Raw genomic sequence first — 14,831 nt, 5'->3', positions numbered from 1 at the left:
TTACAGCGTTTCCGGACACCGGTAGCCGCGCAACAGGCCGCGGTCGAACGGGTTGTTGACACCGGCGGTCAGCAGCCTGAACTGAGCCCGGCGCCCCTCCTCCTCAAAGGTCACCAGGTATTCGTTGCTGCTGCGGCCCCGTTGCAGATCGGAACTCGCCAGCAGACGGTACCAGGCCCAGTCGCCCTCGAAGTGTCGGCGGTGCACGGTCTCGTTCAGGTCCTCGAAAATAATCCGCACGCGGTTGCTCTCTCCGCCGCGCCAGGTCAGGTTGCTCGTCGTGCGCGGGCCGTGCGAATAGGGCACCCGTTGCTCTCCCATTTCCAGCGCGAACAGGCGCACGCCGGAATCCAGCTTGGTCGGCTCGATGCGGAACGAATAACCGGCCTGCTCGCCGCTGTTGAAGAAGGTGTTTCTAATGCGCTGGGCGCGGCGCAGCTGCGCCAGGGTTTCGGCGGACAGCCCGAGACTCTGGCCCTCGAAGGATTTCTCCTTCCAGCTGCGGGTATCCAGGAACGGCTTGAGGTATTCGTTGACAAACGCCTGCTCTATGCCGCCCGGCTTGAAATAGTCGTTGAACGCCATCACCGGCACTTCCTGGTCCCGGCTGGCGCGCAGTGGATAGCGGTTCGCCAGGCTGCGCTGGTAGCTGCTGTACACCTGCTCGCGCCAGACGCGGTCGGCGTGGAGCTTGGCCTTGGCCATCACCAGTGCCCAGCTGCTGTCGGCGATTTCCGTCAGCCAGCGCTCGAACGGCGCCGGCGCATTGGCCGCCTTGATACGCAGCTGTTTGATGGCGTCGCCACCACTGCCGCTAAAGCGCGCCTTGGCGCTATTGAACGCGGCTTCATTGGCATCCGGTGCACTGTCGATTTCGGTCAGATATTCCTGCAGTTTGTTGATCGCCGACAGGTATTCCTGAACCCGAGCCGGACGCCCCTTTTCACTCTGGGTCACACGGTGCAGCTCCTCGAAGCGCAGGTCGACGATGGTAGGCTGGAAGCGCTCCTGCAGCGCGCTCGCGGCGCCCTGTGCGGCTGCGCCTCCCAGGTTGCGCGCAGTGCTAGATACCGGCAGTGCCACGCCTGAGGCGTCGACAGACAGTTTCGGCCGCGGCGTCAGCTGGGTGTTGTCGGCGGTGATCTCCGCCACCGCCAATAGCGGCGAGTACACCGGATCGGACAGCTTGGACAGCGAGTCGAGCGCCTGGCTGGTGGTGCGGAAGCGCCGGATGGAAAACCCTCCGAGGAACTTCTGCCAGCGCTGCTGATACTCGCTCAGGTAGATTCGCTTGACCTCCTCGCCGAGCCTTTCCCTGTCCGCCTCGCTGAAGTCCTCCCCGCTGATGTCTCCGCCGTAGATCCAGCGCTCTTCGGAAATCCTGCGCATCAACGGCGAGTCCGCGCCGAAGTCCACCTCCTTGTAGCCGGCCTTGGTGTAGAGATAGGGCATCGAGAAGCGCGCATCGGTCGCGGACACGCCGAACAGCTGCTCCGTATCTCCGCCGATCTCGCCGTACAGGTCCACCGGCGTCATCCCCAGATCGCTGCGCTGCAGCTGCGCGTAGAGGCGCTGGGGCACCGGAATGCGCCGCAGCTGTTGCCGCGCCCGCGCGACCACGCGATCGTTCGCCTGCAGGTCTTGCGGCAGCGGCTGCTCGAACAGCCGCTGCAGATGCCCCACCAGCTGCTGCTGTCGCTGCGCCTCGCCGGGCAACTGCCGCTCCCAGCGCGCGGTGAAATAGTTCTGCAGCGCCTCCGCGTCCCGCTTCTCCGGAGTGAAAAACATCAGATAGGTTCTCAGTGTCTCCGCCAGCGCCGGATCTTCGCTTCCCATCCGGCTCAGATCCCGCTCGATATCGCGGGTCAGCGAGGGCAGGAAAACATCGAGCAACTGGTCGCGATACAGGCGGTCTGCGGCGCGGTCGACACGGTCGTCGTAAAGGCCCAGATTGTTGAGCCAGGGGTGCTGTTCCCTGTCGTAGACGGAGGCCGCACCGCGCAGTGGCTCCAGCAGCTGCAGGCTGTCCAGCGGCGTCAATTTTTCGTCTTTGAATGCATCGCGCCTGTGGCGGAACTCGTCCACCTGCTCGCTGACATCGTTCATATAGATCTTGTTTTGCGCGATGCTGCCGGTCCACAGAAAGAGCGCGCCGACGAAAACCGCAGCCGAGGCGGCATAGACACCGCGACGCAGCCACTGGGTGGCCGTCTCTATTTTCCGGTTTACCCCGACCAGTTCCGCCTCCGGGAAAACCACATCCTTCAGCAGACGATGGAGGAAGTAACTCTTGCCCACGCCCTGGAATTTCTGCGCCATATCCCGCTCGAGGCCGAAGTCGGCGCTGACGGAGGCCATCATCCGGTCTATCGGGCTGCCCTCCTGGGTGCCGCTGGTAAAGTAGACACCGCGCACCATCGGCACAACGTCATAGCGGTTGGCACCGAACGTCTGCTTGACGAAATCCGACAGTATTTCGCCGAGACTTTCCATGCGCGCGGGGAAGCCCTGCAACAGCGCGCGCTTCTGGATATCGCGTTCCTGGTGTACACGCCAGAGCACGCGCTGGTTGAGGCGCTCTATCAGCAGCTGGAATTCCCGCGCGAAGCTGTCCAGCGGCGCGCCAGTGGCGGGGCCGGACTCGGCGGGAAAGCTGATCCCCCATACCTGCTCGCGCTCGGCCTGGGACAGGTTGTCGAAAAATTCGCTGAAACCCGCCACCAGGTCGCATTTGGTGAACGTCAGGTAGATCGGGAAGCGGATTCCCAACTGCTGCTGCAACTCGCTGATACGCTGGCGGATGGTCTTGGCCTGGTGCAGGCGCTGCTCGGTGGTCTGCACCATCAGATCCTGCAGGCTGATCGCCACCAGTGCGCCGTTGATCGGCCGGCGGCGCCGGTAGCGTTTCAGCAGGCCGAGAAACGCCTGCCAGGCACTGTTGTCGTAGACGCGGTGGCTGTCCTGGGTCGTGTAGCGGCCGGCTGTGTCGATCAGCACCGCGTCGTTGGTAAACCACCAGTCGCAATTGCGTGTACCGCCGACACCGCCGAGCGCCTCCTTGCCATGGGTCTGGGCCAGGGGAAATTCCAACCCGGAGTTGACCAGCGCAGTCGTTTTGCCGGAACCGGGCGGGCCGATGATGATGTACCAGGGCAGCTGGTACAGGGAGACACTGCCGCGCGCCGACTTGAAGCGGGCCTTGCGCAGCACCTCCATGGCTTCGCGGAAGCGTGCCGACAGCGCCCCCAGCTCCTCGCGGCTGCGCTCTTCATCGGGATCGACTTCCGCCTCCTGGGATTCCTCGATCCCCTGAATCAGCGCCTGATTCTGACGCCGCTCCACCAGCCACTGGCTGAGGTTCCACACCAGCCAGATCGCGAACAGAAAAACGATGATCGTGGTGCGCACCCCGTGGGACAGGGTGGCGTTTTCGCTGCCGAACTTGATGTAGTCGGCCCCGAACCAGATTAGCAGCGACAGGGCCGTCAGACCGATCAGGCCGACAACCCATTTGTTGGTAAAGAAATTGCGCAGGCGTTTCATGACTTGCTCCATCTGCCCGGCGCTCTCCATCCGGGCAGTAACATTGCGAAAACTACCGCTCGGGCGTTTTTATTTCTTCTGCCGGCTCGCCGGCCATGGCGGCGATGCGCTCGGCCACAGGCGTGGCGCTCTGGTACAGCCACCAGCGGTAGCCGCTGTAGGTCACCGCCAGCAGTCCCAATACGACACTGGCGATCACCCACAGGGGGATATAGTGAATCAGGCGTGTCTTGCGCTCGACGCAACCGGCCCAGTGCGGCGACAGATCCCGCTCCATCGGCGGGCGGTGACTCTCGATGGTCCGGTATAGATTGTCCCGAATCTGCTCCAGCTGCTCGTGGCCCCGCTGCACGCGGCGATATTTGCCCTGAAAGCCGAGACTCAGGCACAGGTAAAAGAGCTCCAGCAGTTCCAGGTGGGATCCGGGCGTCTCCAGCATGCGCTGCAGTATCTGGAAACACTTTTCACCGCCGAACGTCTCCTTGTGGAACAGGCTCAGCAGCGAGTGCTGACTCCAGCCGCTGGCGGTGCCCCAGGGGGTGGTCAGCACCACTTCGTCGACCACCGTGCACAGCAGGTAGCGCGCGGTCAGCACCGTCTCGGGTGTCAGCGACAGCTGCCTGGCCTCGCGCTCGAAATTCTGGATTTCCTTCGTCAGGCGCTTGTGCAGGTCCGGCACATTGGCGTGGTTCATCGTCGTGCGCAGCTTGATAATCACACCCAACAGCTTTGACGCGGCAGCCACCAGCGGATTGAGGCTGTTGCGTACCCTGATGTCCTGCTGCAGATCCGCGCCGGGAAATACGCCCGCGCGGTTATCCGCGGCCGGGCGGCCGGCAGCGGCGCCGGGCGTGGGCACCAGCACGGTGCGGTCTCCGGCGGTGGGAGCCCGCGGCGGGGCGAAGCTTTCGTTGCTCATGATCAATTATTCCTTATGGCCCAGAGTTCCATGGCCAGGCCGGGGAACTCCGCTCCCAGGTGTACCGCGAAGCCGCCCGAGCGCTGCATGGCCTGCCAGAGTTCGCCGGTGCGCTCCACCTCGAAATAGGTGAATCCCGCGTGGTAGGGAATCTGCCGCGGCGCCACCGGCAGCGGCCGCAGCGACAGGCCGGGAAGCTGCGCCGAAATCAGCTCGCGGATCGCCTCCACCGGAGCCACCTTGGCCTGCCCCGGGAAACGGCTGCGCAGCAGGTCTCCGGGCATATCCGCCTTGGCGGCCATCACGAAGCTGGCGGACTTGACCAGCGAGGGATCGGTCACGGGCGCCACATAGATGCCGTACTTGCGCTGCACCAACTCCATCGCGATGGCGGTCTGCTCCAGCACGGTGGACAAACACTGGCGCAGGGCGGAGAAGAGACCGGCGTAGCTCTGCTGTAGATTTTCGTGGGCGTAGTGCGGCACCTGCGGCGGCCGCTTGCTGGACGCGGTGAAGGTGGACAGCTCCCCGGCCAGTTGCAGCAGCTCCAGAAACAGCTGGTGCGGGTGCAGCTTCGGCTGTGCGGTCAGTTGTTTCAGCAGCGGCTCGAAGCGGTTGATGACCTGCAGCAGCAGGTAGTCGGCGATTTCTGCGGAACCGCTGCGCCCGCTGTCGCTCAGGCGGTGCCCGAGGGCGGTGCCGCGGTGATCCAGCAGCCCCTTTATCTCCTCGATATAGGCCTTGATCACCGGCGACGCCTCGGCATTGAGCAGTGGCGCTATGTAGTCCGGGTCCAGCTCCACCGGCTTCTCCGGCTGGCGCTCGCGGATCCTGGCGATGCCGATGGCCGCGTAGCCGCTCAGGTCGTCGCTGCCCAGTTTCAGGCAGGCACGCAACTTGCCCACCTGAATGCGCGCCGATTCACCCGAGGAGGAGGCGCTGTTGCGGGCATCGAAATTGCTGGTCTGGTAGCGCGCCTGGGGAAAGTCCTCCTGATCCCGCACCGATTCCTGGCTGCCGGGACGTTTCATCGGGATGCACAGGTAGACGATCTCATCGCGGGTGTTGACCGGTACCTCCAACACCTCGGGCAGGTGTTCATTTTCCGGTGCCAGCATCGGAGTGCCGTCGGGGAAGATAGCGTTCACCCGGGATACCGACACCTTGCCCATGGCCAGGGGCTCGCTGTCGATGGCCAGCTCCACAATGCCCCAGGTATAGGGGCCGAGCGCCGAGGTGCGCGCCTCCACGAGCTGCTCCAGATAGCGGTCCTGCTGCTGGAAGTGTTGAGGGCGCAGGAACATGCCCTCGCTCCAGATAACCTTGCTGTTCGCCGACATAGTTTTTTCCTTGTGAAACCCGGGCTGAAAAAACCATGGATGGTTTTTTCAGCAGCCTGTTAAACAGGCCGTCCCGGTCCGCCACTGATTTATTTTTTCTCGTTAGCCTGCTGCAGCTGCTGGCGCATGCGCTCGTACTCGGCACTGGAAATGGTGACCGTGCCCTCCTTTTTCGCACTGCTGCGGCGCGGGTTGCGCGCGGACGCGCGGCGCCGGTTCAGGTCCTCGGTCGAGGCCATCTGAATACCGGTCAGCGTTATCCCGTATTCGTTCTCTGTGTGCTCGGTGATCGGCAGAACCATCAGCGCGTCCGCCCGCTGGTACTGCACGAATTCCGCCAGCAGGCCTATGTATTTGACCTCGGGCGTCAGCTGCAGCTCTTCGATGCGCCGCTCGCCGGGGGCGAACTCCTTCAGCACCACAGTGTCGATCAGATCCTTGCCCAGTCGCGACTCGGCGTTTTCGTAGAGGTTCAGGAAGTCCTCGCGGGAAAACTGGCGGTCGTCCGCGAGCATAAATACCCGCACCACCACCGGTGACGGGCGCCCGTCGTTGTCCGGGTTCACATTGCGATCGACATCGAGCGCCAGCTCGACACTGGTATCGAAATTCAGTGTGCGCCGCGTGGCCTGGCAGGCGACGAGAGTCACCGCGAGCGCGCCGATCAAAAGCAGCTTGATTAGGTTCCTGATGGACATGACATTCTCCCGATATACCTTTGCGGCAGAGCTAAAAATCCGACAACCGACATTGCCCGGTGACCGCCGGCGATCACCCGAGCAGTGACGGATCCGTTCAATTTTTCAGACTTCTGGCGTTTTTCAGTTCCGACAGCTGGTGCTCGTAGGTGGAGGCAAACTCCTCGCCAAACAGGCGGCGGTAACAGGCCTCCGGATCCCGCACCAGCTCCCGGTACATCTCGACAAAACCCTCCCAGTTCTTCGCACTCCTGCTGGCAAAAACACCGCCCTGGCCGCCTGCGCGACGCGCGATGTTGTCCGGGTCGAAAAATTTCAGCATGGCGTCGTAGCCGGCGCGCATACCCGCCAGCACTGCGACCTGGTGATCGGAGAGATCGTCGAAGCTGTCGCGCACCGCCTGCTGGGGCGCCATAAAGGCACCGTTGCCGGCAAACATGGCCGCGAGCGCATCGCTGGCGGTGGCACTGAACTTCAGCGGGTTGTTCGCTTCCGTCTGGATCATCGTGCGCTGCACGCGCAGCTCGTTCTTGATACTGGTGCGCGCGCGCAGCAGATCGATCAGGCGCGCGACCGTTTCCTGCACTATCGCCGCCGCCTGCTGTTCCAATTGCTGTTGCTGCTGTGGCGCCAGGCTCAGGCCCAGCGCCGCGGCCAGGGCGCCGCCCGCCGGCGGTGTCTGAAGCGGTGGCTGCACTGGCCCTGACGGCGGCGGCGCGGGAGGCGGCGGGACGGCCACCTCGGGCGCGGCGCTCGGCTGCGGCTGCGGCTGCGGCTGCGGCTGCGGCTGCGGCTGCAAATGAGAAAACTGCTGCGACGCGCCGGCAAAGCCGGTCGGCGCAGCTGCACCCGCTAGCGGGTCGCTCTCGAACCCCGGCGCGCCCTGCACCTGCTGCCCCTGGATGGCGGCGAAGGAGTCGGCGAAGGGGTTGTCCGCCGGCGGAGCGGGCGGCTGCATCGCAGGCGCCACCGGTTGCGGCGCTGGTGGCGGTGCCGCCGGCGCGGGTTCGGCGGCGAACTGTACCGCGTGGCGGTCGGCGGGCGCGTGATCCTGCTCACTGCCCTCCTTCCACCACTCGTCGTCCCCCCACTGGCTGCCGCCGGAACCGCTCGCGGCGCCGATGGCGGCAAGCGGATCGCCACTCGCGGCCGGAGCGTCGAACGCGGCCAGCGGATCGAGCGGAGCCTGCTCCTGGCCGAGTAGACTGTCCCCGCCGGCGCCGCTCTGAACACCGCCAGCCAGATAACCCCACTCTCCGGTCTCGGCGGCCGCGCTTGTGCCCGGCTCCAGCCAGCTGTCCAGCTGCTGCGCCTCGGCGCGGTTCTGCATCTTGGCGGCGGCGCTGGGGCTGAAGGTTGTGCGGTCGGAGCCATCGAGGAAGTCCGCATCTCCGAGCCCCTTCGGCAGACCGCTGTCCTGCTGCGGCCGGCGTATACTCACCTTCAGCTGGTAGTCGCCCACGCCGATAATGTCACCATCGCTCAGCGCCACGCGGTTGCCCTTGCCCAGAGGCTCGCTGCCCTGGTTGTGGTAGGTGCCGTTGGTGCTCTGATCAACCAGGAAATACTGGTTGTCGCTGAAGGTGATCAAAGCGTGTTTCGAGGACACCACCCGCTCCGGGTCCGGCAAAACCCAGTCGTTACTGTCCGCGCGCCCGAGGCTGCCGCCGGCGGTGGTAAACAGCTTTGTATGCTTGAGCATGTTGGCACCCTTGGGGTCTGCCAACACGGAGAGAACTAAGTCCATTGCACTCTGACTCGCGCTGTAAAATGATCGGCTCCTCGGCGCAGCCGCGCTTTTGACTGCGGCCGCATCAACCCCAGGGCCCCCTCAGGTCGCCACCGGCGAGAGACTGCAGGCGCGGCAGCAATATCTGATCCCTGCCCTGTACCGAGCGCAGCGTACTGATCCCCGCCGCGTTGAAGCGGGCCGCGGCCCTGTCGCTGAGCAGCGCTTCGGCGCAGGGCGTCATCCAGGTGCCCTGGGGCAGCTGGCGCAGATGCAGGGGCAGATCCTCGTAGCGGTCGGACACCACCGGCGCCAGGCGACCGCTGGCGGTGAACTGCTGGCAGATCGACAGCGCCAACAGGTAGGCGCCGTTGCCCCACAGGTAGTACTGGTGGCCGAGCTCCGGCGTCAGCTCCTCGAAGTCGAAACAGTCGGTGCGGGCACTGTCGGCGCCGTAAGGCAGACGCAGCATAAATCTCGGACCGGCCAGGGCCACATACGCACTGGCGGAGTACTCGCGCACCGCCCGCCAGTCCTCGGCGAAAGAGTCGGCGAGCGGATAGTGCCAGTCGTCCGGGTCGAGCGAACCCGCCAGGGTCGCGCAACCGGCCAGCCGGCTGTCCGCACCCAGCAGCAGAGCGCTGCCGGCGGATTCGGCGATGGTCGACAGATCGATCAGCAGATGGAGATCCCGCTCCTCGTCGGTGATATAAAAGTCGCCGACGATCAGGTTGTAGGGGCTGCTGCCGCACACCGCCTCCCGCTCGACCAGACACTTAAACAGCTGCGACTGCTCGAGGTCGCTTTCCGCGCGGGCGAAGTCCGCCAGCACCTCCTCTTTGCTGACATCGATCAGGTGCAGCTGCAGGTTCGCGTGCTCGTCCAGGCGGCGCAGCAGCAGGTGCACGCTTCGCCAGCTGGCCTCCAGCTGGCGAAAATCGCTGTGATGCATGATTTTGCGCATCGCCTCCGAAGCCGCCTGGCGCACCGCCTGCAGGTAGATCTCCTGGCGGGCATCGGGCTTTTGCTGCACATAGGGCGCGACTATGTCCTTGATCAGCTTGTCGATCTGCCCCGCCGTACCGGACCGGTAGGCCTCGCCGTAGGCGCTGCCCGAGAGAATCGCATCCAGCATGGACTCCCCCTGCTGCAGGTCCGCCGCCGACCGCTCCGCGGAGCGCAGCTCCGGCCGCCACTGCTGTATCTCTTCCGCCGCGCGGGAGAACTCCGATGGATCGAGCAGTCGCTTTTCCAGCACGATAAATTTGCGGAACAGCGGTACGCGACTGTAGAGATAGTCCGGGTGCAGGTCGTCGTACTCCAGCAGCGACAGGGGCTCCTCCATCACCGGCAGACTCAAGCGCACGCCCAGGCGCTCGAACAAGGTGTTGAAGTTGTCCTTTCCGAGTCGGTGTGCCGGGCGCCGGGAAAGTGTTTCCGGCTCGCACACTCTGCGGCTGGCGCGACCGCTGAAGTCCCCCAGAATCGCGACTTTCAAAATCTCACCCCCGCTTGCGCGGCGCTCGCTACCGGACGGCGAGGGCGAAGCCCCACTCTGCCCGTCGGGGGACAAATGCACTCCGGTGCCGATAGTGGCTCGAGTCAAAATCAGGTCTCCATCGCGGCGATATCGGCGGCGCTGATTCGCCGTGCGCTATTCGCCTCTGCTTTATCGATTTTTTTTGAAGAGAGCCGCTCCGGTTGGGAAACGGCGATTTCTTTTTTCTTGCGCGGCCTGCCGCGCTTGAGTGGGCGCACCCGCTGGTTCGCGATCTGTTCTATCTTGTCTTTGAAGGCGTCGCCACCCAGCACATGCCCCAGCTTTATCGTCTCGGCGATATAGTCCAGCAGGCGGCGATCGAAGCTGTAGCGGAACAGTTTCCGGTACGCCTGCGCCCGCTCCCGGGGTGTTTCCCCCAGGGCCAGGTAGATGCGGTGATCGGTAATCACATCGCTCTCTACAACGCTGGCGTGGTGGTTGAAGCTGGACCACGGATAGTCTCCCAGAGAGTCCGCCAGACCGAGGTAGAGCGGGCGCAGCTCCACATAGCGATAGCAGGTCAGCAGATAGGCGTCGGAGTCGATCAAACTGGATTTGTAGCGACCGCGCCACAGGGTACCGGAGCGCTTATAGCGGTGATTCACAAACTGGACATAGCGGCGCCCCAGCGATTGCATCATCGACGGAACGCCGTCCGGCACGCGCGGGGTCGCAACGATCTGCACCATATTGGGCAAAAGCACGTAGGCGTGCACATCGACGCGGTACTGTCGCGCCGCGTTGCGCAGACTAATCAAATAAAATTGATAATCTTCCTCGTCAAAGAAGCACGGCAGGTTATTGTGGCCAACCTGAACAATGTGCTGAGGAATATCTATCAGGTTGAGTCTGGGAAGACGAGGCATCTTGCCAACAAATCCTTTTTCCTGCACAGGCGTACTACCTGGCATTCGTCTTTTTAATGAAGCGGCATTATCGCAAACCCGCGAAAAAAATTTCAAACCCGCCGCGTTACCAAGTTAACATAAACACACACAAAAAATTCTTTACACTGGATTCGGAGGCCAGGCGATCGCCTGTCTCTGCAAAAAAAATCCACTAATTAAAAAAATACGATTAAGAGAGCAGGGAGTTTCGGCTGACATGGAGCCAATAAGGCTGGCAGTCAACGGGCGGACTGATATTGGCCAGGTCCGCGAGGAGAATGAAGACAGCATACGCTGGCACAGCGATCCCGAGCGCCCCTTCGCCTATGTGATTGTCGCCGACGGCATGGGCGGATACAGCGGCGGGGCGACGGCGAGCAATATCGCTGCGGATGCGCTCCAGCAACAGCTGGACAAACTGCTCGACGCCACCTTCCTGTCCTGTTCCCCGGAGCAGCAACAGCTGATACTGCGCGCCGCCCTGATCGACGCCATCGACAGTGCCAACCGGGAAATCCTGCAGACCAAGAGCAGCCGCCCGCAGTTTGCCAAGATGGGAACCACGCTGGTGGTCGCCGCGGTCTGGCACGACTTCCTGATCGTTGCGCACCTCGGGGACTCGCGCGCCTACCTCTGGAACAACTACGGGCTGCAGCGCCTGACCCGGGACCACAGCGTGGTACAGGAAATGATAGACAGCGGCCAGCTCACGGAGGCGCAGGCGCAGGAGTCCAGTATCCGCAACCATATTACCCGCGCACTCGGCGTGACCGAGCGTGTCGAGCCCGCCATCAACAGCTGGAAGCTGACCGAAAATGCGCTGCTGCTGCTGTGCAGCGATGGACTCACCGAATATCTGGACGACCACAGTATCGAGCGGGTGCTGGCCACACACCGGCCGGCGCTCGAATGTGTCTACCGCTTTATCGACGAGGCCAACCGGCACGGCGGCAGAGACAATATCAGCGCCGGCATTCTTGAGTTCTCCAACCAGCCGGAGGCCCCGGTGTCCACCGATACCGAGGCGATCACATTGCACCCGAACAAGGACGATGTGACGGTGCGCAGAGAGCAGCGCTAAGCCACCGCCGGGGAAAGCACCATGACACCGGAACGTCTGGTCAACTTGATACCTTCCGCAATCGGGATACTCTCTCCGCCGGAGACAAATTTTTCACCCGCGGATCCGATCGCGCTGTGCCGCTGGATAAACCGCTACACCTGCCCGGAAAGCGCGGCCGCTCCGGCGGCGCCGCTGGGCCCACTGTGGCCGCAGGCGCCGCGAATTCACGCGAACCACTACAGCCTCGCGCAGGCACCCGGGTACAAGAAGCTGTTCGACGGCGACGGAGGCCCATTGCAGCTGTGCAACAAGCCCGGCGTCAATCGGAGCGGCCAGCCGCTGCCGGCCGGGGACCTCTGCCGCAAGGTCGCCGGACATGTGATCGCGAGCAATGGCGAAGTGGCCTTTGCGCGCACCGACTTCGCCATACCCGGCCCCTTCCCCTTCCGCTGGCAACGCTTCTATCGGCGCGACAGCGGGGACGACTGCGGTCTCGGCCCCGGCTGGCGGCACAGCCTCAGTGAAGCGCTGCACATCTACAGTGGCGCGGGTGAGTCCACCCCCAGAGTGGAACTGCACACTGCCGAGGGCCGCATCGTCTCCTTCACCCTGCCCGCCATCGGGCATCGCAGTTACAACCGCTTTGAGCGGCTGCTGCTGCACCGGCAGAGCCTGCACAGCTACCGGATCAGCGGCTTCGATTGCGCGGACAAAATATTCCGCGCAGATGGCGCCAGCAGCGCACTGCCGCTGACGGAGCTGCGGGACAGTTTCGGCAACTCGCTGACCGTGGATTACCGCGAGGGGCGGCCACAGAAAATCGTCAGCTCCTGGGGGCGCGTGGTGGAATTCGAGTACAGCGGCAACCGGCTACTGCGCCTGCTGAACCGGCAGGCGCCGTCCGACAGCCAGACACTGTGCGAGTACCTGTACGACGATGAAGCGCAGTTTCTGACCGGCGCCGCCGTCGGTCCGGGACGGGAAAGCTACCGCTACTGCGAACGGGGTCTCGCGGGCATCGACGGCGACGGCACCATCGAGTTTTCCTACGACGGCCAGGGGCGCTGTCACAGGGTGCGGCGCAACCAGTTGCTGTTCAATCTCAGTTGGCGCGGCGCGCAGCGCCATTGCACGCTGCACTGCGAAGGGCGCCATCCGATCCAGTGGCAATTCAGCGAATTCGGCCAGCTGTTGAGCGAACGGCAGGGTGAGCGCAGCCAGCGCTATCTCTACGATCTGTACGGCAACCTGTGCCAGGTGGTCGATGCCGAAGGGCGGCGCACCATTTTCCGCCACGACGAGTTCGGCCGCCTGCTGCGGCGCACCCGCAACGGCATCAGCGACCGCTACCTCTACGATGAACGCGGCCTGCTGCTCGCCACCCAGCAACAGGGCGCCCAGAACTGGAAGTTTTCCTACTGCGAGCGGGGCCTGCCGCTGCGAATTACCGATCCGGAAAACCGACAGTGGCAGTGCCAATACAGCGATCGCGGCCAGCTGCTGCAGCTGACCGACCCGGAGGGCGGCAGGGTCGAATTCAGCTGGGACAGCCAGTGCCAGCTGCAGTCGGTGCAGAGGAGCGACCGCCGCTTCGAGCTCGAATACAATCACTGGCAACAGCCGACCGCCTGTTGCGTCGATGGGGAAACACACCGGCAGTGGCTCTACGGCCCGCGCGGCGAACTGCGCGAGACCCGCGTGGGCGACGAGCGACTGCGCCTGGACTACGATGCGAACGGACACCCCTGTGCGCTGCGCGCGGGCGACAGAGCGCTTTTACAGTGGCAGCGGGGCGAGGCCGGCGCAGTGACGCAAATCGCCTTCGCCGATGGCCGCGCGTGGGAGATCCGCCGCGACGCCCACGGCCAGATCAGCGAGTTTGTCGGCGACGGGCAGCGCATCTGCTGGCGCTACGACGCCTACGGCCGGATATCGTCGAGCGGGGACCCGCAGGGCCGCAGCCGTCAGTGGCACTACCACCCCGACGGTCGCGTGCGCGAGTACCGCGACAACGACACCCACTGGTATTTCCACTACTGCGAGGCGGGTCTGCTGCGGCAGATCCGCAACAACAGCGGCCAGCAGTGCGACTTCCACTACGACCGGCAGCGGCGCCTGGTACAGGCCGACAACCTGTACAGCAGCGTGCGCTTCCAGTACGACCGGCGCGGCCTGCTGATCGCGGAGCACCACGACTGCAAGGAGACCGGCAACCTCAGCCTCAATCACCGTTACGACGGCCGCGGCTGGCTGAAAAGCTCCAGTTCCGACAGCCTCGACCTTACCTACCTGCTGGCGCCGGACGGCGGTCTCTACGGCCTCGACGCCAACGGCGAGCCGGCGCTGCGCTGCGAAGCGCAGGCAGACGGCGAAACCTGGATACAGGGGCGCGCCCGGAGCCGGCTGCACCGGCGCCACGGGCGGCTCACCGCGGTGGAGACCCAGTGGGACCTGCGCTGGCAATTCGAACCGCAAAGCGCCCTTTCCGCCTTCGCGCCCCCCGCGGCCCAACGCCTGCTGGGCGCCGAGATTCTGTGCGACAAGCGCGGCAATATCGTCCGCGAGACGCGCCCCGGCGCGCGGCGGCGGGAATACCTGTACCAGTACGACGGCTGGGGCCTGATGACCAGCGCCGAGTGCGGCGACTTCAAGACCTACTTCCGCTACGACCCCTTTGGGCGCCGCCTGAGCAAACTCAGCACCCACCGCAAGTCCACGCGCCGGCGCCGCGTCGACAGCCACTGGTACGCCGTGGGCCTCTGGTGCGAGCGCGCCCTTGTCAACGACGACGCGCAGCCGGCTGTCCACTACCTGCACCACCCGAACCGGCACACGCTACTCGGTCGCTGGCGCGAGGGGATTCTGGAGCACTACCTGCTCGGTCCGGACGCGGCGCCGCTGGCCCTGTTCGATCACGGCGGCGCGCTGCTGTGGCACTCGGACCCGGCCGGCGACGCGAAATATCAGGGCGTCAGCTGGCGCGGCCGGGGGCAGCAGGAGGACAGCGAGACGGGCCTCCACTACAGCTGGCGCGGCTACTGGAACCCGCACCTGGACAGCTGGATGCACTGGGAGGACCCGCTCTGCCCCCGCCGCTGACTGCGATCTTTCG

The 14,831-nt window shown here is 64.4% G+C and carries 9 protein-coding genes; 2 read left to right on the top strand and 7 right to left on the bottom strand.

Annotated elements, in window-relative coordinates; genetic code table 11:
• The 7 genes from tssM to ACXAF3_RS13235 all read right to left on the bottom strand — a co-directional run bounded on the left by tssM (window position 1) and on the right by ACXAF3_RS13235 (window position 10,662).
• Entirely contained in the window at window positions 1-3,543 is a 3,543-nt protein-coding gene (gene tssM / locus ACXAF3_RS13265) for a type VI secretion system membrane subunit TssM (RefSeq protein WP_475112791.1), read from the bottom strand.
• A gap of 52 nt (window positions 3,544-3,595) precedes the next feature.
• Window positions 3,596-4,462 carry a type IVB secretion system protein IcmH/DotU gene (icmH, locus tag ACXAF3_RS13260; RefSeq protein ID WP_475112790.1) on the bottom strand — a complete coding sequence of 289 codons (867 nt, stop codon included), beginning with the start codon at window positions 4,460-4,462 and terminating at the stop codon, window positions 3,596-3,598.
• A gap of 2 nt (window positions 4,463-4,464) precedes the next feature.
• Window positions 4,465-5,802 carry a type VI secretion system baseplate subunit TssK gene (gene tssK, locus ACXAF3_RS13255; protein ID WP_475112789.1) on the bottom strand — a complete coding sequence of 446 codons (1,338 nt, stop codon included), beginning with the start codon at window positions 5,800-5,802 and terminating at the stop codon, window positions 4,465-4,467.
• Window positions 5,803-5,891: 89 nt separating this feature from the next.
• Window positions 5,892-6,500: a type VI secretion system lipoprotein TssJ gene (gene tssJ, locus ACXAF3_RS13250; protein WP_475112788.1), complete on the bottom strand. Its 609-nt coding sequence runs from the start codon at window positions 6,498-6,500 to the stop codon at window positions 5,892-5,894.
• A gap of 97 nt (window positions 6,501-6,597) precedes the next feature.
• Window positions 6,598-8,247, bottom strand: coding sequence for a type VI secretion system-associated FHA domain protein TagH (tagH, locus tag ACXAF3_RS13245; protein WP_475112787.1), 1,650 nt, complete (start codon window positions 8,245-8,247; stop codon window positions 6,598-6,600).
• 67 nt (window positions 8,248-8,314) lie between these two features.
• Complete coding sequence (locus ACXAF3_RS13240; RefSeq protein WP_475112786.1) at window positions 8,315-9,727, bottom strand: type VI secretion system contractile sheath domain-containing protein; 1,413 nt, start codon at window positions 9,725-9,727, stop codon at window positions 8,315-8,317.
• 110 nt (window positions 9,728-9,837) lie between these two features.
• Window positions 9,838-10,662, bottom strand: coding sequence for a transposase (locus ACXAF3_RS13235; protein ID WP_475112785.1), 825 nt, complete (start codon window positions 10,660-10,662; stop codon window positions 9,838-9,840).
• Between the two features lie 211 nt (window positions 10,663-10,873).
• On the opposite strand from ACXAF3_RS13235, the gene ACXAF3_RS13230 reads away from it, so the two are divergent.
• Together ACXAF3_RS13230 and ACXAF3_RS13225 are read left to right on the top strand one after the other, a co-directional pair.
• Complete coding sequence (locus ACXAF3_RS13230; RefSeq protein ID WP_475112784.1) at window positions 10,874-11,737, top strand: Stp1/IreP family PP2C-type Ser/Thr phosphatase; 864 nt, start codon at window positions 10,874-10,876, stop codon at window positions 11,735-11,737.
• A 21-nt stretch (window positions 11,738-11,758) separates the two neighbouring features.
• Window positions 11,759-14,818 carry a DUF6531 domain-containing protein gene (locus ACXAF3_RS13225; protein ID WP_475112783.1) on the top strand — a complete coding sequence of 1,020 codons (3,060 nt, stop codon included), beginning with the start codon at window positions 11,759-11,761 and terminating at the stop codon, window positions 14,816-14,818.
• Window positions 14,819-14,831 lie beyond the last annotated feature (13 nt).

The organism is Microbulbifer sp. ABF4_143 (genome assembly GCF_056160225.1).
This window is presented reverse-complemented; position numbering and strand designations above follow the sequence as displayed.